Annotated in this window: 15 protein-coding genes; all 15 read left to right on the top strand. The window is 42.1% G+C overall.

What is annotated here, in order from left to right:
• Nucleotides 1–11 precede the first annotated feature (11 nt).
• The 15 genes from NU887_RS00075 (at nt 12) to NU887_RS00005 (ending at nt 22,500) form a co-directional block, all read left to right on the top strand.
• Entirely contained in the window at nt 12–1,535 is a 1,524-nt protein-coding gene (locus NU887_RS00075) for a lipopolysaccharide biosynthesis protein (RefSeq protein WP_258421308.1), read from the top strand.
• Nucleotides 1,532–1,966: a dUTP diphosphatase gene (gene dut, locus NU887_RS00070; protein WP_258421307.1), complete on the top strand. Its 435-nt coding sequence runs from the start codon at nt 1,532–1,534 to the stop codon at nt 1,964–1,966. Before NU887_RS00075 ends, dut begins: the two co-directional genes overlap by 4 nt.
• A 241-nt stretch (nt 1,967–2,207) precedes the next feature.
• Nucleotides 2,208–3,896: a tetratricopeptide repeat protein gene (locus NU887_RS00065; protein WP_258422034.1), complete on the top strand. Its 1,689-nt coding sequence runs from the start codon at nt 2,208–2,210 to the stop codon at nt 3,894–3,896.
• The gene (gene lolB1 / locus NU887_RS00060) at nt 3,889–4,626 is read left to right on the top strand and encodes a lipoprotein insertase outer membrane protein LolB1 (RefSeq protein WP_258421306.1); all 738 of its coding nucleotides are present in this window, start codon (nt 3,889–3,891) and stop codon (nt 4,624–4,626) included. The genes NU887_RS00065 and lolB1 overlap by 8 nt, the downstream gene beginning before the upstream one ends.
• 3 nt (nt 4,627–4,629) lie before the next feature.
• The gene (locus NU887_RS00055) at nt 4,630–5,874 is read left to right on the top strand and encodes a murein hydrolase activator EnvC family protein (protein WP_258421305.1); all 1,245 of its coding nucleotides are present in this window, start codon (nt 4,630–4,632) and stop codon (nt 5,872–5,874) included.
• Nucleotides 5,875–5,984: 110 nt separating this feature from the next.
• Nucleotides 5,985–6,188, top strand: a complete 204-nt coding sequence (gene tatA / locus NU887_RS00050; RefSeq protein ID WP_113925911.1) for a twin-arginine translocase TatA/TatE family subunit — start codon at nt 5,985–5,987, stop codon at nt 6,186–6,188.
• A 23-nt stretch (nt 6,189–6,211) separates the two neighbouring features.
• On the top strand, nt 6,212–7,642 hold the full coding sequence (gene gatA / locus NU887_RS00045; RefSeq protein WP_258421304.1) for an Asp-tRNA(Asn)/Glu-tRNA(Gln) amidotransferase subunit GatA: 1,431 nt from the start codon (nt 6,212–6,214) through the stop codon (nt 7,640–7,642).
• Between the two features lie 17 nt (nt 7,643–7,659).
• The gene (locus tag NU887_RS00040) at nt 7,660–9,087 is read left to right on the top strand and encodes a lytic transglycosylase domain-containing protein (RefSeq protein WP_258421303.1); all 1,428 of its coding nucleotides are present in this window, start codon (nt 7,660–7,662) and stop codon (nt 9,085–9,087) included.
• 70 nt (nt 9,088–9,157) lie between these two features.
• Nucleotides 9,158–10,261: a DUF4837 family protein gene (locus tag NU887_RS00035; RefSeq protein WP_258421302.1), complete on the top strand. Its 1,104-nt coding sequence runs from the start codon at nt 9,158–9,160 to the stop codon at nt 10,259–10,261.
• A 22-nt stretch (nt 10,262–10,283) separates the two neighbouring features.
• Entirely contained in the window at nt 10,284–12,548 is a 2,265-nt protein-coding gene (locus NU887_RS00030) for an NADP-dependent malic enzyme (protein ID WP_258421301.1), read from the top strand.
• Nucleotides 12,549–12,551: 3 nt separating this feature from the next.
• On the top strand, nt 12,552–13,151 hold the full coding sequence (gene ruvA, locus NU887_RS00025; RefSeq protein ID WP_258421300.1) for a Holliday junction branch migration protein RuvA: 600 nt from the start codon (nt 12,552–12,554) through the stop codon (nt 13,149–13,151).
• A 301-nt stretch (nt 13,152–13,452) separates the two neighbouring features.
• Nucleotides 13,453–20,325, top strand: coding sequence for a T9SS outer membrane translocon Sov/SprA (gene sov / locus NU887_RS00020; protein ID WP_258421299.1), 6,873 nt, complete (start codon nt 13,453–13,455; stop codon nt 20,323–20,325).
• Nucleotides 20,326–20,380: 55 nt separating this feature from the next.
• Nucleotides 20,381–20,758 (top strand): glycine cleavage system protein GcvH, encoded by a 378-nt coding sequence (gcvH, locus tag NU887_RS00015; protein ID WP_258421298.1) that lies wholly within the window; start codon nt 20,381–20,383, stop codon nt 20,756–20,758.
• Between the two features lie 278 nt (nt 20,759–21,036).
• Complete coding sequence (locus NU887_RS00010; protein ID WP_258421297.1) at nt 21,037–21,711, top strand: energy transducer TonB; 675 nt, start codon at nt 21,037–21,039, stop codon at nt 21,709–21,711.
• Nucleotides 21,712–21,831: 120 nt separating this feature from the next.
• On the top strand, nt 21,832–22,500 hold the full coding sequence (locus tag NU887_RS00005) for an energy transducer TonB (RefSeq protein ID WP_258421296.1): 669 nt from the start codon (nt 21,832–21,834) through the stop codon (nt 22,498–22,500).
• Nucleotides 22,501–24,236 lie beyond the last annotated feature (1,736 nt).

Genomic DNA, 24,236 nt, shown 5'->3' with positions numbered 1-24,236 from the left:
TTTTTTAAAAAATGAGTCAACTCAAAAAGCTTGCAGGACAGACAGCCATCTATGGCATCAGCAGCATCCTTGGCAAGACCATTAATTTTTTACTTCTTCCCATATATACCGCATACCTTGCCAAAGAAGAATTGGGTTCTTTTACTGCGATTTATGCCTTTATAGCTTTCCTAAATATCATTTTTACTTATGGCATGGAGACGACTTACTTCCGCTATGCCACTGGAAAAAGCCTCGATCCACAAAAAGTTTTTGCCCAGATCCAATCCTTGCTTATTACCACTTCAATCTCCTTGGGAGCTATTATCTATTTCAGTGCGCCGGCTTTGGCAAGTTGGCTGGGATACGAAGGTCAGGAATACCTGTTCCGTTGGATGGCTTGGATTTTGGCCATTGATGCAGTCTTAGCTTTGCCTTATGCGAAGTTGCGGAAGGAAAATAAAGCCCTTCCCTTTGCCCTGACCAAGCTTGGCAATATTTTGCTAAATGTGGGATTCAATATTTTCTTCATCGTATTCTGTTTTCACGTGTGGAATGGAGAACTGCTGTCTTCCTTGCAGCCTTTTGTCAATACCATTTACAATTCTGACTGGGGCATAGAATACATCTTACTTTCCAACTTGCTTGCTAATGCGCTGATGATTCCGGTCTTGTTTAAGCTGTCAGGAAAGTTTGTATTTGGGATGGACAAAGAAATCCTGCAACCTATGTGGCATTATGCGGTTCCTTTGCTGTTTATGGGCTTGGCGGGTGTGACCAATGAAGTGTTTTCAAGGGGATTGTTTGAATATGTATTGCCAGAAAACTTCTACGAAGGATTGACCCAAAGAGAAGCAGGAGGGGTTTTTGGAGCCAATTTCCGATTGGCCATTTTTATGAACCTGATTATTCAGGCATTTAAATATGCTGCCGAACCGTTTTTCTTCAACCAATCTACAGACAAAAACAGCCCTGCCCTTTTTGCCCGAGTGATGCATGCGTTTGTAATTTTCTGCTCTCTGCTGATGGTTGCAGTGTCTGTCAATCTGAATATTCTTGGCGGCTTTTTCTTGCGGGGAGAAGGATATGGCGAGGCACTTTACATTGTTCCAGTATTACTTTTGGGTTACCTGTTTTTGGGGATTTACTTCAATCTCAGCATTTGGTTTAAGCTGACGGATCAGACGAAGTATAGCTTTTACATTACCAGTTTGGGTGCCGTGGTGACGGTGGTTGTAATTTTTGCATTGGTTCCCGTATTAGGCTATATGGGAGCGGCATTGAGTACTTTGTTGAGCTATTTGATAATGGCTGTGGTGTGTTACTTTTTCGGGCAAAAATATTTCCCAATACCATATCAAAAAGGCAAAGATTTATTTTATCTCCTTTTGGCATTTGGATTGAGCTATCTGGGATTTTTCTTGGAAATAGATCAGGCTGTTCTTCAATTTATTACAAGAAATAGCCTTGTGATTGTTTTTGTTCTTGTAGTTTTGTGGCTTGAAAAAGAAGAACTCCGAAAGTTCTCCAATCCATTGAAAAAAAGAAAACCATGAAAATCAAGGTAATCAACCAATCCAAACACCCATTACCGGAATACCAGACACCTTTGGCTGCAGGTCTCGATCTCAGGGCAAATCTTGATGAACCTGTTTCCTTGGAACCTTTGGAAAGGAAGCTGATAGGGACGGGTCTTTTCATTGAATTACAGGCAGGATATGAAGCGCAGATCAGACCCAGAAGTGGTTTGGCATTCAAATATGGCCTTTCGGTGTTGAATACTCCAGGAACAGTGGATGCGGATTATAGGGGAGAAATCAAGGTTTTGCTGGTCAATCTCTCGAATGAAACCTTTGTGGTGCAGGACGGTGAACGGATTGCACAAATGGTGATCGCCAAGCACGAACAAATCCAATGGGATACCGCGGAAACCCTTTCTGAAACCGAAAGAGGTGCCGGCGGATATGGAAGTACAGGGAAGTCCTGATCCGATAACTGAAAGGCAATAATCAGAAACTTGAGCCGTTTCAAAAATTTGCCTTTTCCCAAAAAGAACAAAAAGGTACTATGTTTGCGTTAAATGGGAGAAAGTCAATTTCATGAGGAATCCGCCCATCATCCCACTACCCTGATGATGCCCTCACTTATTGGAAACTGAATAAAAAATCGAATTTAAGGACTCACCTGTGATCAAAATTATCAAAATACCATTTATCCTTTCACTGTTAATGCTGCTTAGTTTCAGCAGTTTTTCCCAAGAAAAACTTTCCAAAAAGGAAAGAAAAAAACAATTGAACGAAGCACAGGCTTCGAGACTTTTTATTGAAGGACAGCGGTTTTTGATGCAGGAAGATTTTGACAGAGCTTATTTTTATTTTCAAAAAGCAAAAGAATTTAGTCCGGAGCAACCTGCCATCAATTTTAAAATAGCGGAAATACTTCTCCGCGCAAACCAAGTTGACAAAGCTTTGGAATATGGGTTGAAAGCTGTGGAATTGGATCCTGACAATAAATATTACAACCTGGTGATGGCAGAAGTTTTTTCCAAAAAAGGCGAACCAAAAAAGGCAGCTGAGATCTTGGAGAAGCTTATGGCCAATTCGGAAGAAAATCAAAATTATATCCTCGATCTGGCTTCATTGTATCTGGCGGCGGGAAATTTTGACAAAGCACTGGAAGCCCTCACAGCAGCAGAAGAATACTATGGAATGGCTGCACAGATCACAACACAAAAACAGCGGATCTACCTTCGAAAGAACGATCTCAACAGTGCCATTGCTGAAGGAGAAAAGCTGATAGATTCTCAGCCCGGTAATTCACAGTTCGTCATCAATCTGGTTGAAATCCTCTTTAATAACGGAAAAACAGATCAGGCCATTGAGCATGTTGAAAAGTCATTGGCTACTTTTCCCAATCAGCCTGACCTTCAAATGGCGGTCTATGCCTTGTACAAAGACAAAGGGGAAATTGACAAAGCAGAGGAATCAATTAAGGCGGCCTTTGCCAATCCGGACCTGGAATCCCAGGTCAAAGCCCAGGCATTTGCGGGAATCCTGCAGGAAACCAAGTCTACACGAAGGGATGCGCTTTTGGAAAACCTTGCTTCAAGCCTGATTGAAATCCATCCCAATGATGCAGATGTACTGACAGTATTGGGCGACCAAAAATTATTCAATGGTGACAGAGAAGGAGCTTTAGAACTTTACAGAAAATCAATCAGCATCAATCCTTCAAATGCCCAGGTCTTGCAAGGAGTCATCACTACCATGTTTGAATTGGGAAAAGACTTTACTGAAATTGAGGAGTTGACATCGACTGCAGTGGATGAATTTCCCGAGAAACCTGAATTTTGGTTTTTTGATGGCACAGCCAAACTTGCACTTAAAAAAGGTCCTGAGGCTGAAACTTCTCTCAATAAAGCACTTGAAGTCAACGCTGGCAAAAATCCTCAGATCGACCTATTGGTCAACGGACAATTGGGAGATGCTTACCATTTGACAGGAAAAACAGAAAAAGCTTTTGAGGCCTATGATGCGGTATTGAAAGTGAACCCGGATGACGAACATGTCCTTAACAATTATGCTTATTACCTTTCTCTTGCCAAGAAAGACCTCGAAAAAGCGAAGAAAATGTCAGAACAGCTGGTGAAAAGATTTCCAAAAAACGCCACTTATCTCGACACACATGCTTGGGTTCTGTTCCAGTTGAAAGATTATGAAGGAGCAAAGACATACATGGAACTTGCTTTGAAGTATGAGGAATCTCCAAGCGGGGTGATGCTGGAACACTATGGAGACATTTTATTCCTATTGGGTAACAGCAATGAAGCCATTGCATATTGGAAGAAGGCAGAAGGTGGGGAAGAAACTTCGGAATTTTTATTAAAAAAAATAAAGGATAAAAAGTATTATGATTAGGCCTTTAATAGCTTCATTATTTCTTTTTATAGTCTTCATTTCAGGATGTGCCAAAAAGACAAATCTTTATACCTCGGATGAGATAATGCAGGAATTCAATCCTAATTATTTGGAATTCCAATACCTAAGTGCCAAAGGGAGAATAGTCTTGGAAGAATCCAACGGCAAAGTAACCAAAGGAACCATCAATCTGCGGGCAAAAAAAGACAGTGTTTTATGGTTCAGTATTACACCGGGATTGGGAGTAGAAGCGATCCGGGGAATGGTCACTTCTGACAAAATGCGAATCAAAGACCGGATAAATGGAGAAGACATCAATATCAGTTTTATCGAAATGATGGACAGGTATGGTCTCAAAATGGATCTGCCATTGATTCAAAATCTGCTTTTCGCCAACGTACCACAGGAATTTAGTTACAGAGATAGGCTTCTCCGTTCTGGAAAATATTTTGAACTTACCCAAGTCCGGGAGGGCGTGAGATATCACTCTAGGGTGGGCACCAACCATGGCAAAGTCGTAGAACTTTCCAGCAACAGACTTGACGACATGGGAGCATTTATGGCCAGTTACCCTACCTTTGAAGATGTTAACGGTCAGGCCTTCCCAAACAAGATGTTGCTTAAACTTTCGTTTAATTCCTCAGAAGGACTTCAAAACGCCATCATTCATCTTGAATTCAGCCGGATAGAATTCCAAAGTGAAGCCCTTTCCTTTCCATTTCATTTTTAAACAATGAAAATAAAAATTGTACTCTTACTGTTTTTTATTTTGTCACTGGGATATCCCTTTGCAGATGCCAATGCCCAGACAAAAAAAACGCGGGCACAATTGGAAAAAGAAAAGGCAGATATCCAAAAACGCTTGTCCGAGTTTGACCAAATGTTGAGAAAGACATCAGACACCAAAAAGGCATCTGTCGGTCAATTAAATGTGGTCAATAAACAACTTCAGACAAGGATAACTTTTATCCGAACACTTAGCAATGAAGTCTCCCTGATCAATAGAGAAATCAAAGAAACAGAAACGGCCATCAGCTCATTGGAAACAGACCTCAAAAACCTAAAACAGGAATATGCAGGAATGGTTTATACCTCTTCAAAGTTGAATTCCGGCATGACAATGACCGCATTTATTTTTAGCTCGAAGACATTCAAGCAGTTTTATATGAGGCTTAAATACCTCAAACAATACTCTGATGCCAGAAGGAAGCAGGTAGAACTGATCAATGAAAAAACCACCGAATTGGCATTCCAAAAAAACCTTTTGGAAGAAAAGAAAAAAGAAAAGCAGGTGGTGCTGACCAAAGAACAGGAACAAAAGCAAAAGCTTGATAAAGAGAAAAGGGAACAACAGGGGATTGTTAACAACCTTTCCAAGCAAGAACAGGATTTAAGAAAAAAAATTGCCGCCGCCAAAAAACAGCAAGAAAACCTCAACAGCATGATCAAAAAGATCATTGAAGAAGAAATCAGGCTGGCTGAGGCTGAAGCAAAGAAGAAAAACAGCACAGCTTCAAAATCTTCAGGCAGCAGTATTCCCTTGACCCCAGAGGCTGCCGCCTTGTCAAGTTCCTTTGCAGGCAACAGGGGTAAGCTTCCATGGCCGGTAGAAACGGGTTTTGTGACCAAAAGATACGGAACCCATCCCCACCCCACCCTAAAAGGAATCACAGAAGACAATGATGGAGTAGATATTCAGACCACGCCCAATTCCAATGTCCGGGCTGTTTTTGACGGTGAAGTCACTAAAATATTTACACTTCCAGGATATGGAGGCACTATCGTTGTAAAACACGGGGAGTACTACACGATGTACAGCAAACTGAAAGTGGTTTCTGTCAAATCCGGTGATAAAGTGAAAGCCAAGCAGGTCTTGGGACAGGTTTATACCAACAAGGAAGGGGTGGCTGAAGTCCACTTCGAAACATGGAAAGGATTACAACCCATGGACCCATCATCTTGGCTAGCTGGTCGATAAAACAATTAAATCGTATATTTATAAAAAAAGCAGTATAAGGGAGCAGGTTTCCTTTGTGTAAGACAGGCACTCTTATATCTTTGTATCACATAAATCTAAACAATACCATCATGACTACATTGGGTTTCTTGCAAAACATGGGCGGAGGATCTATTATTTTGATAATAGTAGTAATACTTCTGCTATTTGGAGCCAAAAGAATCCCTGAATTGGCACGAGGACTAGGAAGAGGAATCAGAGAGTTCAAAGATGCCACCAAGGAGATTCAGGATGACCTTGAAGAAGGTCTCAAGGAAAAAAAGAAAAAAGAATAATCAGAATCAAAGAGTAAAACACCTTGGAAAAATTCCTTTCATTTGACGACATTAAAAAGTCGCTTGAAAATAGGGAAACCGATTGTAAAGCGATTGTAAACTATTATCTACAAAACATCCAAACGAAGGCGCACCTCAACGCCTTCGTTGAAGTTTATAAGGATTCCGCTTTGGCTCAAGCCGAAAAGGTGGATGAGAAAATCACTTCAGGAAAAGCAGGTAGGTTAGCCGGCATGGTGGTCGGCATCAAAGACGTATTGGTCTACAAAGACCACGAATCAAACGCTTCCAGCAAAATCCTCAAAGGATTCAAATCCCAGTTTACTGCGACAGCCGTGCAACGTCTGATTGACGAAGATGCCATCATTATCGGCAGGCTCAACTGTGATGAGTTTGGAATGGGAAGTTCCAATGAAAATTCAGCCCACGGAAAAGTTTTGAATGCCGCAGATGAAACCAGGGTTCCGGGAGGTTCATCCGGAGGTTCTGCCGTAGCTGTACAAGCCAACTTGTGTACCGTTTCTTTGGGAACAGATACAGGAGGTTCGGTAAGGCAGCCTGCTGCTTTTACCGGCCTTGTCGGAATCAAACCTACCTACTCCAGAGTTTCCCGTTGGGGATTGATTGCTTACGCATCATCTTTTGATACGATCGGGGTTCTTAGTAGAAACGTAAGGGACAATGCCCTTGTCATGGAAATCATGGCTGGAACGGATAATTTTGACAGTACGGCTTCCAAAAAACCCGTACCCCATTATTCCGAATTGTTGCACTTTGGAAAAAGAGCAAAAATCGCCTACATCACGGAAACCATTGAATCAGAGGCGCTACAGCCTGAGATCAAAGCCAACACTTTGGCAGTTTTGGAAAAACTAAAACAGGAAGGGCATCAGGTAGAGGAGGTTCATTTCCCATTACTGAAATACACCTTACCAACATATTATATCCTGACTACTGCTGAGGCAAGTTCCAACTTGTCAAGATTTGATGGTGTAAAATATGGCTATAGAAGCCCACAGGCCCACAATCTTGAAAGTATGTATAAAATGACAAGATCTGAAGGATTTGGAGAAGAGGTAAAAAGAAGGATCATGCTCGGTACTTTTGTGCTCAGCGCAAGTTACTATGATGCTTATTTTACCAAAGCACAGAAGGTCAGGAGATTAATTAAAGAGTATACTGAAGAAGTATTAAATAAATTTGACTATATTATTATGCCAACTACGCCATCGACGGCGTTTAAGTTTGGTGAACATAGCAATGACCCGGTTGCAATGTACTTGGAAGACTTATTTACAGTTCAGGCTTCAGTTTCAGGAGTTCCTGCTTTATCACTTCCAAACGGTACAGACAGTAAGGGCTTGCCAATCGGGATCCAGATTATGGCAAATTCATTTAAAGAGGCTGAATTATATGCTTTTGGCAATTATCTGATGGAATTAAACAGTAATTAACTCAAAATCACCCGGCAATGAAAAATCTATCTATCTCTCTGACATCCATTTTTTTTCTTCTTATTCTATCTCAAAAAGAGGCTTTAAGCCAGGAATTATTCGAAATCAATAATGCGACAATAGAAGAGGAAACTATTGCCCCCATTTATCATTTTGAACATATACCTGATTTTAATTACAATGAGGTAGCCAAGAAGATTCAAGCTATGGATACGGATATGCCTTTTGAATTGAATGAAAGGATCTTCTCCTTCATCAATTACTTTGTGGTAAGAAACAGGGAATATACCAAAATGGTCATTCAGAGGAAGGATGTTTTTTTTCCGATGTTTGAGCAAGCTCTTTTGGACCATGAGATGCCGGAAGATATCAAATATCTTTCCATCATAGAGTCAGGTTTGAATCCTAAAGCCAAATCACGTGTAGGTGCTTTAGGTCTTTGGCAGTTTATGCCTGCCACAGGCAAAATGTATGGATTGGATTACAACAAGGATGTAGACTTGAGAATGGACCCTGAGTTATCCTCTGACGCAGCAGCCAAATACCTCAAGTCTCTTTACAGGATGTTTGGAAATTGGGAATTGGCACTTGCTGCTTACAATTGCGGGCCCGGAAATGTCAGAAAAGCAATCAGAAGATCAGGTGGCAAAAAAACTTTTTGGGGAGTTTATGACTACTTACCCAAAGAGACAAGAAGCTATGTTCCTCAATTTCAAGCGATGATGTATGTCATGCGATATGCTGAGGACCATAACCTCATCTTAGAACAGCCAACCTACCCCATTGCATACGAAAAAATCAAATTCAATCAGGAGTTGGATTTGGAGCAGCTAGCAGCTATTTCGGGAATTTGTATTGAAGACCTCGAGTACCTGAACCCTGCGGTACAAAACAGGATGATTCCTGTTTCAAATCAGTTTATGGCTGTTAATGTGCCCAAATCAAAAGCCGGGTTTATCACCGAAAACAAAGAGGAGTTCTCTGATGCTGTCAGGTTGACCTCCGAGAGATCAGTCGCATTAAGGACAAATTCCATTGCCACTTCCAATATTTCCAAGCCTGTAGCTGCAGCGACAACTAGCCAAGTTCCTTCCAATCAGGACAAAATCACTTATGTGGTGAGATCGGGTGATGTTTTGGGAACAATCGCCCAAAAACATGGAACTACTGTGACCAATATTAAAAATTGGAATAACCTCAGTTCAAATACCATAAAGGTGGGACAGAAACTGGCTATTTATAAAAAAGGGGGTTCGTTTGATTCCAATCTAGCCAATAACAATTCCACTTTGGACAATGCCAACCAATTTTATACTGTTCAGCCGGGCGATTCACTTTGGATAATATCCAAAAAATTCAATGGCGTAACCATTGAGCAGATCAAAAAACTCAACAACCTCAATTCCAATCAAATCAAACCGGGACAAAAATTAAAAATCGGCTAGTCAATTTGGATTGTGAAACTTTTTCCTGGTTATTCTTATTCCTAAATTGAAAACGATAATTTATTTTATTATGGAAAATCTAAAAAAAATAACCTTATCCTTAATTCTGACACTTGCTTCTTTCGCTTTTTGGAGCTGTGAAGAAGGTGAAGGATCATCCTCCACCAAACCCAAGGCAAGAGGCGCAATCGGGGAAATTGTATTGGCAATTGATTCTGCTAAGTGGGATGGTCCTGTCGGTGATGCATTAAGGGAAGTATTTCAATCAGATGTGCCGGGATTGATCCGCGGAGAGAGCATGTTTGACATCCGTAAGATTGATCCTAGTGCCATGTCAAGGATATTTAAGACCTCTACCAATATTATTTTTGTGACAACCTTTGATGACAAAAAAATGGGGAGTCAAAATATCAATGCGATATTTACAAAAGAGGCAAAAGAAAAAGCAGCCAATGATCCAAGTCTTTATCTGTTGAGAAGTGAAGACGAATTTGCCCAAGGTCAAGAAGTCATTTACCTGTTTGGTAACAATGAGCCACAACTCGTTGAAAATATCCTGAAAAACAAAAACAAACTCCGAAATCTGTTCCAAGTCAGAGAAAGAGAAAGGTTGGAGAAAGTATTGATGAGCCGGAAAAGTTCAGAAGCAAGAGTCGCATCAGAGAAGTTGGGATTGGCAATTAACGCTCCTGCATCCTATCAGATAGTAAAATCCGAGGATAACTTCCTATGGCTGAGACAGCCAACACCCAATACAAGTAGGGCAGACATCAGCCTGTTTTTTTATGTTACAGATTATAACTCCGAACAGCAGGCTTTTCCGGATTCTATTATAGCTTTGCGCGAAAAAATAACCAAAAAACACATCTTTGGAGACCCAAACAACCAAAATTCCTACCTGACCATCGAAAGGGTAGATCCTTCTCCCCTCTTTAATAATTTCCTGATCAAGGATAATTTTGGGGTAGAAATACGGGGCGGATGGAAGACCAACAATCTCAGCATGGGCGGATCATTTTTGTCTTATTTGATTGTGGATTCCAAGAGAGGAAAGCTTTATTATATGGAGGGATTTGTATACTATCCAAATGAGGCACACCGCGAAGCGATCCGCGAAATAGAAACCATCTTATTGGCTACTGATCTTTTGGATGAAAAAGAAAAGGCTAGCTGATCCTTATTAACAATAAACCTTTATGGCAATTAAAATCAGAAAACAAGACGCTTTAAATTACCATTCACAGGGGAAACCCGGAAAAATCGAAGTAGTACCTACCAAACCTCTTTCCAGCCAATTAGACCTGGCCCTTGCTTATTCCCCAGGCGTCGCTGAGCCTTGCCTAGAGATAGCCGATAATAAAGAAAGCGTTTATAAATATACCGCAAAAGGAAACCTCGTCGCTGTTATTTCAAATGGAACTGCTGTACTTGGATTGGGAAATATCGGCCCTGAAGCATCCAAACCGGTAATGGAAGGAAAAGGTGTCCTTTTTAAAAAATTTGCAGGGATCGATGTCTTCGATATTGAAATCGCTGAAAACGATCCTGACAAACTGATTCACATCATCAAATCCCTTGAGCCGACATTTGGAGGCGTCAACCTTGAAGACATCAAGGCTCCTGAATGCTTTGTGATAGAACAGACACTCAAAAGGGAAATGAACATTCCCGTCATGCATGATGACCAGCACGGGACAGCCATTATTTCCGGTGCGGCATTGTTAAATGCCCTTGAAGTTGTAGACAAAAAAATCGAAGAAATACATTTGGTAGTAAATGGTGCCGGCGCATCAGCCATAGCTTGCACCCGGTTTTACATGGCATTGGGAGTAAACCCGGACAATATTGTCATGTGTGACAGAAAAGGAGTAATCCGGAAGGACAGACCAGATTTAGATGCAACAAAAATAGAGTTTGCTACCTCAAAGGATTTGCATACACTTACTGAAGCCATGACAGGCGCAGATGTATTCCTTGGATTATCTTCTGCAAATTCAGTAAGTCCTGAGCAACTATTGCTAATGGCGGACAACCCGATAGTTTTCGCTTTGGCCAATCCTGATCCCGAAATCGCCTATGACCTTGCCATGTCTACAAGGGACGATATCATCATGGCCACAGGAAGATCAGATTATCCCAACCAGGTAAATAACGTACTTGGCTTTCCATACATCTTTAGAGGTGCGCTTGATGTAAGAGCTACCTCTATCAATGAGGAAATGAAGCTTGCGGCATCAAAGGCCATTGCGACTTTGGCAAAGGAATCTGTTCCTGATATTGTAAACAGGGCTTATGGCGACAATAAAATCACTTTTGGGAAAACCTACCTGATTCCAAAGCCATTGGACCCAAGGCTGATTACTACCATTGCTCCTGCTGTAGCAAAAGCTGCGATGGATTCAGGAGTGGCAAAAAATCTGATTATTGACTGGGAAGCATATAACCTCGAATTGCAGGAGCGAATTGGCATAGACCAAAGACTCATGCTGCGGGTAGTCACCAGAGCCAAAAAAGATCCGAAACGCGTCGTATTCGCAGAGGCAGACAATGTGAAAATTCTCAAAGCCTCCCAATTATTGAGAGATGAGCGTGTGGCAATTCCAATTTTATTGGGGAATAAAGAGAAAATTGACTCTCTGATCGAGGAGCATAACCTGGATCTGACCGGGGTAACGATCATAGATCCCTATATGGATGAGGAAAAACTGAAGCTTTTTGGAAACATTCTTTACGAAAAGAGAAAAAGAAAAGGCCTTACTCCTGCAGAATGTATCAGGTTGATGAAAGACCGAAATTATTATGGGGCGATGATGGTAGAAATGGGTGAGGCAGACGCTTTGATTTCAGGACTTACCAAGGATTATCCCAAAACCATCCTTCCGGCACTACAGGTAATCGGAGTAAAACCTGAGGTAAACAGAGTGGCAGGGATGTATATCATGAATACTTCAAAAGGACCGTTTTTCTTTTCTGACACTACCGTCAATGTAAACCCAACTGCTGATCAGTTGGTAGAAATCGTCGGCCTTACAGCAAGCGGTGTAAGGTTCTTCAATATTGAACCAAGGGTTGCCATGCTTTCTTATTCAAACTTCGGTTCTGCAAAAGGTGAAGTGGCTTCCAAAACAGCCCTTGCCACTGCAATGGCCAAGGCCAAATATCCCGAACTTGTCATTGAAGGTGAAATGCAGGCTAACGTAGCCGTAAATGAAGATATCCAAAAAGAAACTTATCCCTTCAGCGCTCTGATTGGACAAAGAGCCAATACCCTCATATTCCCGGATCTAAGTTCAGGAAACATTGCTTATAAGCTGCTTTCAGAATTGGGAAATGCGGAAGCAATCGGACCGGTACTGTTGGGTATGAACAAACCTGTTCATATATTACAACTTGGAAGTTCAATAAGGGATATCATCAATATGGTAGCTATCGCAGTGGTAGATGCCCAAACCAAGGACTAAAGCATGATTGCATATTTAAAAGGGAGATTAGCCTACAAAGACCCGACATTTGTCATTATCGATATTTCAGGTGTAGGGTATCAGGTAAAGATTTCCCTGCAGACCTATTCACAAATCAAAGATGAGGAGCAAATTATGCTCCTCACTTATTTAAGTATCAAAGAAGATGGGCATACCTTATATGGATTCGGTCAGGAATCAGAAAAAAAACTGTTTCTAAACCTGATTTCCATATCAGGAGTGGGACCGAATACGGCACTCATGATCTTGTCTTCATTAAGTTCGGAGGAACTGGAAAGTGCTATAGTAAATGAAGATGCCCGAACCATCCAAAATGTAAAAGGCGTAGGCACAAAAACAGCACAAAGAATCATCCTTGAATTGAAGGATAAAATCAAAAAAGAGTCATTTTCAGATTCCGTAATACAGACCTCCGCATTTTCAAAAAGTAACAATAAAACAAAAGAAGAGGCGTTACAAGCCTTGCTGACATTAGGGTTTACTAAAGCCGTTGCAGAAAAAAACATTGCAACAGTTTTGAAAAAAACCGGTCCGGAAATTTCTTTGGAAGAATTAATTAAAGCATCTTTAAAAAACCCGTAATCATCAAAAACCCGACTGTCTTTTGTATCCGCAATTTTTTTCAAAAAAAAGCGCAACACCTCTCTTGAAACCAATAGGTCTTCTGATTCTGGTCTATTGCTTATTGATTTTTAGTAATATACAAGCCCAGGAAATCAATGCTGACAGCGTAATAACCCGACCTGACAGTATACAAAGCAGAATTGATTCTTTGAATAAAAGGAGAATGCTCCCCTCTTTTTTGCTTTGGCAGAATATGAGGACAAATCCTCTATACCCAAACCAGAACCCATACCTACCCAGATACTCTCCTTTTTACCAGATGAATCCTGCCCAGCCATCGATTCAGGTAGAGATGGATTCCATTCCAAGATACCGGATCCAGGAAAAAGTTGATTCTACAGAAATTGAACCTGGGGTTTTGTATGATTTTGATGAATTTTCCAAGATTCAGGAATTCCGGGTAAGGCAGGAGTATTGGAGAAGCAGGTCCAAGGGTCTAGATGGGGAAAGCCCTGTAAGTGGTAGAAATCTGATTCCCCCAATTACCACAAGCCCAAGTTTGGACAGAATATTTGGTGGAAATGAGATAAACATTATTCCAACCGGATTTGTAGATCTTGACCTTGGTGCCATTTTTAGAAGAATCGACAACCCCTCCATCCCTGTCAGGCAGCAACAAAACGGGAATTTTAATTTTAACCAACAGATCCAAATGGCCGTCAACGGTACTTTGGGCCAAAAATTGAAAATTGGAGCCAACTTTGACTCCAACAATTCTTTTGACTTCCAAAACCAACTCAAGGCAGAATATACCGGTTTCAAAGAAGACATCATCAAATCCATTGAAATAGGCAACGTCAGTATGCCTGTTCAAAACAGTTTGATTCAGGGAGCCCAAAACCTTTTCGGGGTCAAAACCCAGCTTCAGTTTGGTAAACTTTTTGTGACTAGCGTGGCTTCTACCCAAAGAGGTAGAAGGGATGAACTCGTCATTGAAGCAGGGGGTCAAGGTAGGCAATTTGAGATCCAAGGATCTTCCTATGATGAAAACAGACACTTTTTTCTAGCCCATTTCTTTAGAGACAATTATGAAAGGTGGCTGAGAGGCTTGCCCCAAATACTCTCAGGACTCAATATCACAAGGGTGGAAGTCTATATAATGAACCGTGCCCAAAATACAGAAACGCTGCGGAATTTTACGGCATTCATAGATTTGGGTGAAGGCAGGAGGATATACAAACCCGAAAATCCAAGTATTGGAACAGGAAATCCTGGCGCACCGGCATTCAACCAAGCCAATCTTCTTTTTGATAACCTTAATGGGAATCCTGCATTCAGGCCATTTGATACCGGTTCGGGGGCAATAGAATCCAACCTCGGACTGACACGGGGCATAGACTTCGAACAGGTAAACGGTGCAAGGAAACTCGCTCCGACAGAATATCAGTTCAACAGAGAACTCGGTTACATTTCACTTTCGCGTAGGCTTCAGAATGATGAAGTTTTAGCTGTTTCATTCGAATACACCTATAATGGACAAGTTTATAAAGTAGGTGAACTTTCGGAAGACTACCAGAACCGTCCGATCTCAGACCTGATATTTTTGAAAATGCTCAGACCGGCAAGGATCAATATCAGGATTCCTACTTGGGATTTGATGATGAAAAACGTCTATAACCTCAATGCCAATCAAATCAAACAGGACGGTTTTCAGCTTCAGGTCATCTATCGTGATGACAGGACAGGCTTGGATAACCCTACTCTTTTGGAAGGTGAAAATGTGAAAAACAGGCCTCTGATCAGACTCACAGGACTTGATAACCTCAACCCCCAAAATGACCCTGCCCCTGACGGAAACTTTGACTTTATACCAGAGATAACCATTTTTCCCGAACGTGGTCTATTGGTGTTCCCTGTATTGGAACCATTTGGTCAGACCCTAAGGGATATTTTTTTACCCAATGAAGCCAATCTTGCCAATAAATATGTCTTTGACACACTCTACCGGACTACGCTTGCCGATGCGGAATTGGTGACCAGGTATGATAAGTTTTTTATTAAAGGAAGACTTACAGCTGGATCTGCTTCTGAAATATTATTGCCGGGCCTCAATATTTCACCGGGATCAGTAATCGTCATGGCCGGAAATATCCCATTGGCTGAAGGGGTGGATTTTACAGTCGATTACAACTTTGGACGGGTCAATATCATCAATGAGGGGATTCTCCAATCCGGAAAAAGGATTTCTATCAGCTTTGAAAAGGCCGACTTGGTGTCTTTCCAGACCAGAAGTCTATTGGGGACTCGGGTGGAATATATTCTCAATGAAAAATTCAATATCGGAGGTACACTTTTGTATTTGAATGAGCGTCCCAATATCACCAGAATTGCCATAGGAAATGAAACCCTCAGGAACAGCATGTGGGGATTGGATGCCAATTTCAGTGATGAGTCAAGGTTCCTGACCAAGCTAGCCGATGCACTTCCCTTTACAGACACCAAAGAAAAATCACTGATCCAGGTCAGCGGTGAATTTGCACAGCTTCTTCCCGGTACATCCAATCAGGTATTGGGCGAACCTACCAACTACATTGATGATTTCGAAACAGCCATTACACCTTATAGCCTTGGAGGCTCAGCGGCACAGACCTGGCATTTGGCTTCGACACCAAAAACAGACAACAACCTTTTTGACTTAAGCGCCATTACAGCTGACAGACTTGGAAATGCCTATAGAAGAGCAAAAGTTGCTTGGTATAATATTGACAACATTTTCTATAGAGAAGGTGGTGCAGATGTCCCTTCCAATATCAACCAAGCTGACCGGATCAACCATTACGTTAGAAGGGTATTGCCTCAGGAAATCTTCCAAAACAGAGACCGTGATGTCATTGTGGTACCTGAACCCCTTTTTGAACTTGCCTATTTTCCAAGTGAAAGGGGAATGTATAATTACAATCCAAACCTGAATTCAGACGGTTTGCTTCCGAATCCAAAGCAAAACTATGGTGGGGTTACCCGGCCGATCACCACAGAGGTGGATTTTGACAGGACCAATATAGAATACCTTGAATTTTGGTTGTTGGATCCGTTTATAGAAGGGGAAAATGGACGGGTTTTGGATGGAAAATTCAATCAGAACAATACCACGGGCGGAAAATTGATATTTAACCTAGGTGAGGTATCAGAAGATGTCATCAGAGATGGCCGCCACGGATTTGAAAACGGACTTCCTGCAGATGGAAATCCCGATAATGCCAATGTCACTGAATGGGGAAAAATCACCCAACAACAATTTTTGATCCCTGCCTTTGACAATTCTCCAGAGTCAAGGGTAAACCAAGATGTGGGTATGGACGGTCTCCGCAATGAGGAAGAAGAAGATTTCTTCAGAACCCGATTCATTGACAGGCTGAACGTCAGTCCCCAAGCCTTGCAAGGTATCAGAAATGACCCTTCTGCGGATAATTTTCAATACTATCTGGACCAGAATTTTGACAACAACGACATCAAAATCCTGGAAAGGTATAAGAAATTCAATGGGATGGATGGGAACACTCCTATTTCCAATAACAGCAACCTGTCTTTTGTCCCCGCCGGGTCTAACCTTCCAGACAATGAAGACCTTAACAATGACAATACCGTCAATGAACTGGAAGCCTACTACGAATACGAAATCGACCTCAGAAAGGGAGAAATGGAAGTTGGTAAAAACTACATTGTAGACAAGGTTACTTCCAGCCAAAGCGGTGACCGGGTAGATTGGTACCTGTTTAGAATTCCCGTGAGGACCCCGGACAGGGTTCAGGGTGAAATCTCAGGATTTAAATCCATCCGCTATATGAGAACCTACCTGACGGATTTTGAGCAGCCGGTAGTCCTCAGGATGGCAAACTTCCGCTTGGTAGCAAGTCAATGGCGGGTATTTTTGGAATCGTTGTATGAAAGGGGATTTTTTGAAATCCCAGAACCTGATAATTCCAATTTCAGTGTGGACGTGGTCAACATCGAAGACAATGGACAAGGAAGTGCCACACAAAGCCCCTATGTATTGCCTCCGGGTATCATCAGAGACCGGGACAACCTTGCTTCAGTAGAAAGGGTGCTAAATGAGCAGTCTATCAGACTGTGTGTGGAAGACCTTCAGGCAAAAGATGCCCGCGCAGTTTTCAAAAATGCCAACTCATTGGACATGGTGCAGTTTGAAAGGATGAAGATGTTTATCCATGCCGACAGCGAAGATGCTCAGGATGGGGAATTGACAGCATTTTTGAGGTTGGGAACAGATTACACAGACAACTATTATGAAATAGAAGTTCCTCTCAACATCACCCCAAAAGGTACCCGTGACCCTCTTCAGATCTGGCCACAGGAAAATGAAATCGACATTGCCATCAATGAAATAGTCGGAGTCAAAATTGAAAGGGACAACAGGCGTGTACCTTTAAACCTTGCTTTTTCCCAAGATATCAGACAATATCGGGTAACTGTAGTGGGCAGGCCTGAACTCAGCCTCGTGCAGGGAATGATGATCGGAATCAGAAATCCGGGAAGTGGCAGCGGTGCTTCCAAGTCGATCTGTATCTGGGCCAATGAATTGAGATTGACAGGTTTCAAACAATCCACCGGATGGGCCGCCAATGCCCGGCTTAATGCACAGATTGCGGATGTCGCTACTGTCTCCACTTCGGTAAGACACAATACGTTTGGGTTTGGAGGCCTAGAGACAAGACTTTCCCAAAGAGCCCAGACTGCCGCAACCCAATATGACATCTCTGCCAATGTCAATGTGCATAAAATCCTTCCTGAAGGATTGAATGTGTCGATTCCGATGTACATCAGTTTTGAAAATGCCACAACCAAGCCCCAATTTGACCCTTTAAACCCTGATGTCCTTTTTGATCTTGCGCTACAAAAATTCCAAAATGATTCGGAAAGGGAAATCTATCGCGATCAGGTATTGGATCAAATGACGAGGAGAAATATAGGATTTACCAATGTCCGTAAAAACAAAAATCCCAATCAGGAGAAGACCCGGGTCTATGATTTAAGCAATTTCTCCTTCTCCTACGCCCACGGTTCCGTCCGGCAAAGCAACATCAATACAGAAAGCTATCTTTTTGAGACTTACCTCGGAAATGTCGCCTATGTGTACCAGCCTAAGCCGGTTGTTTTGGAACCTTTTAAAAATTCCTCTTGGGCAGGCGGCGAAAAATTCAGCCTGATAAGGGATATGAATTTTAACTTTGTCCCTACCTCCTTTGCGGCACGGGTGGATGTGGACAGGCGGTTTCTCCGAACCCAATACCGAAATGACCAACTGACGATCGACGGTGTAGATCCTTTCTTCCAAAAAAGCTTCTTCATCAACCGGACTTATAACCTCAACTGGGACCTGACCAAAAATCTAAGAGTAGATTACCTGAGTCGGGTAATGGCAGTCGTGGATGAACCGGATGGAGACATTGACTCTGAAGCCAAAAGAGATTCATTGAGAAACAACATCAGGAGCTTTGGAAGGACTACCAATTATAACCACCAGCTGAACATCAATTACAAGCTGCCTTTTGATAAAATTGGGGCTTTGGATTGGATAGGTATGGATTATAAATATGCCAGTACTTATTCATGGCTGACCGGTGCGATCGGGCAGCGGGATACTTTGGGAAATGTCATCCAAAACACAAGAGACCAATCCATAGTCGGCAAACTTGACTTTGTCAAACTCTATAACAAAAGTGCCAAATACAAGGCCCTAAATGCACCAAAGCGCCCAAGCATTCCGGGAAGGACGGCCGTCATTGCCGAAGATACCATTGGCACGCCGTTCACGAGAAAAACCATCCAATTCCTCACCATGATCAAGGATATCAACTTCAGGTATTCCGTTGTGGAAGGAACATTCCTGCCTGGATACATGGGAGAAACAGGCCTGCTCGGCTTGGACAGAAGTTTCTTGAACCCGGGCTTTGGTTTTATTTTTGGTGCCCAGGATCCTAATATCAGATTAGGTTTGGCAGACCGCAGTCTCATGGCGCCAAGCACTGAGATGACCCAACTCTTCCGGCAAAACCAGACCAAAAACCTTCAAATAACAGGATTGGTAGTACCCTTCAAAGACTTTAATATCACCCTTGAGGCTAAAAAAAGGGAAACCGGGGACTACACAGAAATCTTCAGAAACTCTTCCGATAATCCCGGTGAATTCAATTCCCTGAGTCCAAACCGCTCCGGGGCTTACAGCATCACCTATTCCATCATTAGGACAACTTTGGCCAGAGATGACCAAAATAACAATTCCCCATTGTTTACAGATTTTGAACAAAACCGAAGCATCATCCAGTCAAGACTGAATGCAACTAATCCGGGTGGGGAGTATTCTCTGAATGGTCAGGATGTATTGACACTTTCCTTCCTGTCGGCCTACTCAGGGCGGGATCCAAACACCATTGACCTGAATCCTTTTCCCAAAATTCCGATTCCAAACTGGAGAGTAGATTACAAAGGACTCAGCCAGATACCGGCGCTAAAGGAGTACTTCTCAAGCATCAGCCTTACCCATGTATATTCATCGACCTATGATGTAAGTAATTTTTCCAACTCACTCCTTTACAGTAAAGGCTTGGAACTATATAACAGCATCAGGAATTTTCCGGGAGCAAACCTCACCAACGAATTCGGTGAATACATACCGGTCTTCATCCTCAATCAGGTCGTGCTTTCAGAGCGCTTTGCACCTTTGATTGGCGTGAATCTATTGACAAAAGACCGACTCAACATCGTCATGGAGTACAACTCGGAAAGGAATTTGGGTTTGAACTTTTCAAATGCCCAGGTTACAGAACAGACAAGCCGGGATTTTGGATTTGACTTGGGATATACCAAAGCAGGGGTAAAAATTCCGTTTAAAATCCAGGGAAGACAGGAAATACTGGAGAATGACCTGCAGTTTAGATTAAGTACCAAAGTGGTCGATACGAGGCAAGTCCAGCGCAAAATCGATGAAGGAAGCACAGTGACCAATGGCAACCTGAACATTCAAATCAGGCCTACCATCGGTTATATCGTAAGCAAAAGTCTAAACATCACCATCTATTTTGATCGGACCATCAATGACCCAAGGGTCACTACAGCCTTCCGTAGAAGTTCTACAGCCTTTGGTGGACAATTACGATTTAATTTAGCCCAATAGGTTTTTACATTTGTCGAAACCTTGTATTTTTGGACACTTTAAAATTAAAACCGATATGAATTTTCCAAAAGAGCTCAAGTACACCAAAGACCACGAATGGGTCAAAATTGAAAATGACATTGCTGTGATTGGTATTACAGAATTTGCACAGAGAGAACTTGGAGACATCGTCTATGTCGAAGTGGAAACTGTCGGCGAAACCATTGCAGCAGGTGAGGTTTTTGGTACCGTTGAGGCTGTGAAGACTGTATCTGACCTTTTTATGCCTTTGGAAGGTGAAATCATAGAGTTCAATGAAGATCTTGAATCCTCCCCAGAACTTGTAAATGAATCCCCATATGAGTCAGGATGGATGATCAAGGTGAAATTTTCCGGAGATATCCCATCGGATCTTTTGTCATTTGAAGAATATTCCGAACTAGTAGGCGGGTAATTCAATACCGAATGGAATTGAACCTGCAGGATATTAGATTGCAGGATTTGAATCCGAAAATATACTTGGGAAAAATTTTACCCCCATCAAAACCGCTTGGCTATCAAAAAACGTATATAGATCTGATCCCACCTACCAAAAATTAGAGAAAAATTTAGGCTAAATGGTTTATAAATTTTATGCAAGGCAATTTCATCTCTTGTAAAAATTAAAATAAATGGCTAAAATTGTTTTCTCTTAATCTGTCAAAAAATTATTAACCTAATAAATTAACAACCATGGAAGCTAAAAAGACGCCACAAGCGGATTTATCCAAAAAAACAGGAATGTTCCTGAATCTTGGATTAGCAGTTAGCGTCGGGTTATGCCTTTTTGCTTTTGAATATAAATCCTATGATGATAGGAATTTGAAAGATCTAGGTAGTGTTACCGATGAATTTGAAGAACTACTAGATATTCCGATCACAGAACAACCACCGCCACCGCCACCGCCGATTGAGCAGCCGGTTATTCAGGAAATTCCTGATGAGGTTGAAATTGAAGAAAAAATCGAGGTTAACTTCGACGTGGATGTTCAGGAAGAAACAGTAATCAAAGAAGTTATCATAGCTGATGCACCTGTGGTGGAAAAAGCAGATGAGATCTTCGACGTTGTTGAAAACTCTCCGGAATTCCCAGGTGGTATGGAAGCTTGGAATGAATACTTGAGGAAAAACCTCAAATATCCTACTCAAGCTAGACGTATGGGTATAGAAGGAACTGTATATGTTGTATTCGTTGTAAACACTGACGGTACTGTGCAGGACGTAGAGCTCCTCAGAGGTATCGGAGGAGGTTGTGATGAAGAAGCCCTCAGGGTAGTCAAAGGAGCACCAAAATGGACTCCGGGCAAGCAAAGAGGCCGCCCTGTAAGGGTTAGGATGAGACTTCCGATCAGATTCAAACTTGGATAAAATACATAAGGGGCTTAAAGCCCCTTATTTTTTTAACATTTTTTAATATTGTAAAATTAGTTAAAATGAAAAAATATTGGCCTGCAATATTTAAATTCATGAACACTAAACTTTACAACCATGGAAACCAAGAAAAATCCTTCTGCAGATTTAAGGCCAAAGAGAGGATATTTCCTCAACATCGGTCTTTGCATCAGTATTTCCATTACCCTTTTGGCATTTGAATGGAAAACAGCACAGATCAACAACATCATCATCGATGGGCAGGACATCCTTTTTAGGGAGGAAGATATCCCTGAAATCCCTCAGGTATTGCAGCCTCCTCCCCCACCAAAGATCAAAAACCCGGTCATTGAGATTGTCCCGGACGATATCGAAATCAAAGATTTGCCAGACTTCCAGATTGAGGTAGATCCTGAGGATAAAAACCCCGAAGTAACCATTGAAATAGAGCCTGAAAAAGAGATTGCAGATGAAACTGTAGATTTTTCGGAAGTAATGCCACAACCTGTGGGGGGAATGGAAGCTTGGAATAGCTTCCTGTCCAAAAATTTAAAATACCCAACCCAAGCGAGGCGGATGGGGGTCGAGGGAACTGTTTATGTTTCTTTTGTAGTCAACAAACTTGGACAGATTGAGGATGTGGAGCTTGTCAGAGGAATCGGTGCAGGATGTGATGAGGAAGCCTTGCGGGTGATATTAGCAGCCGAGAATTGGTTGCCGGGCAGAAACAGAGGGATTCCCGTAAAAGTAAAGATGCGGGTTCCGATCAGGTTTAGGTTACAATAGTATTAGAAAAGGGGCCTTGCCCCTTTTTTTCTGATAATTTTCCTGACTAAATAACCCTAGGAAAAAAGCCCCGAATTGGGCGAAATATTTATAGCCATGGGTAAGGTGCTAAACCTATTTTCCTGATTTACCTGATCCCCATGCACCGCAGCCCATGGTAGAAATTGTAAGGAAGTAGGTATTTCGGTCACGGATTTTATAAGTTGGAGAATCTTAATTACCGAAATGGGGAGAGAAGTCCCCAGATTAAAATTCCTATGGAGAAAAGCCCCAACCGGGGCGAAATATTTATAGCCATGGGTAAGGTGCTAAACCTATTTTCCTGCATTATCTGATCCCAATGCACCGCAGCCCATGGTAGAAATTGTAAGGAAGTAGGTCTTTCGGTCACGGATTTTATAAGTAGGAGAATCCCCAATACCGACATGGTGAGGGAAGTCCCACGATTACAATTCCTATGGAGAAAAGCCCCCACCGGGGCGAAATATTTATAGTCCGGAGTAAGGAGCTAAACCTATTTTCCTACTTTATCCGATCCCACTGCACCGCAGCCCATGGTCGAAATTGTAAGGAAGTAGGTCTTTCGGTCACGGATTTTATAAGTTGGAGAATCCCCAATACCGAAATGGGGAGGGAAGTCCCCAGATTAAAATTCCTATGGAGAAAAGCCCCATCGGGGCGACCTATTTATAGTCATGAGTAAGGTGCTAAACCTATTTTCCTACTTTATCCGATCCCACTGCACCGCAGCCCATGGTCGAAATTGTAAGGAAGTAGGTATTTCGGTCACGGATTTTATAAGTAGGAGAATCCCCAATACCGAACTGGGGAGGGAAGTCCCCAGATTAAATTTCCTATGGAGAAAAGCCCCATCGGGGCGAAATATTTATAGTCATGAGTAAGGTGCTAAACCTATTTTCCTGCATTATCTGATCCCCATGCACCGCAGCCCATGGTAGAAAGTGTAAGGAAGCAGGTATTTCGGTCACGGATTTTATAAGTTGGAGAATCCCCAATACAGAAATGTGGAGGGACGTCCCCAGATTAAAATTCCTATGGAGAAAAGCCCCATCGGGGCGAAATATTTATAGTCATGAGTAAGGTGCTAAACCTATTTTCCTGCTTTATCTGATCCCCATGCACCGCAGCCCATGGTAGAAATTGTAAGGAAGCAGGTATTTCGGTCACGGATTTTATAAGTTGGAGAATCTTAATTACCGAAATGGGTGGAGAAGATTTTTCAAATTCAGTCATTGGGACAAATTTGAGTCGTTATATCCTCGTGTCACTTTTTGTCTTACCACAAAAAGTAACCATCCCGATAGCTATCGGGAGGCAAGAAATTTTAATCCTATCCACGCTCAGTCCCACCGCCGGCCCGGTCCGCCGACCTCCTCCCCACAGGTGTTCCATTAGAGAATCTTTTTGAAGTATAAGTTTCCAACTTCGACCAACAGTCCGCCCCATCGGGGCGAAATATTTATAGCCGTGGGTAAGGTGCTAAACCTATATTCCTGCATTATCTGATCCCCATGCACCGCAGCCCATGGTAGAAATTGCAAGGACGTAGTTATTTCGGTCACGGATTCCCTAAGTTGGAGAATCTTAATTACCGATATGGGTGGAGAAGTCCCCAGATTAAAATTCCTATGGAGAACAGCCCCATCGGGGCGAAATATTTATAGCCGTGGGTAAGGTGCTAAACCTATTTTCCTGCATTATCTGATCCCCATGCA

It is taken from the genome of Aquiflexum gelatinilyticum, from assembly GCF_024741135.1.
Lineage (GTDB): Bacteria > Bacteroidota > Bacteroidia > Cytophagales > Cyclobacteriaceae > Cognataquiflexum > Cognataquiflexum gelatinilyticum.
This window is presented reverse-complemented; position numbering and strand designations above follow the sequence as displayed.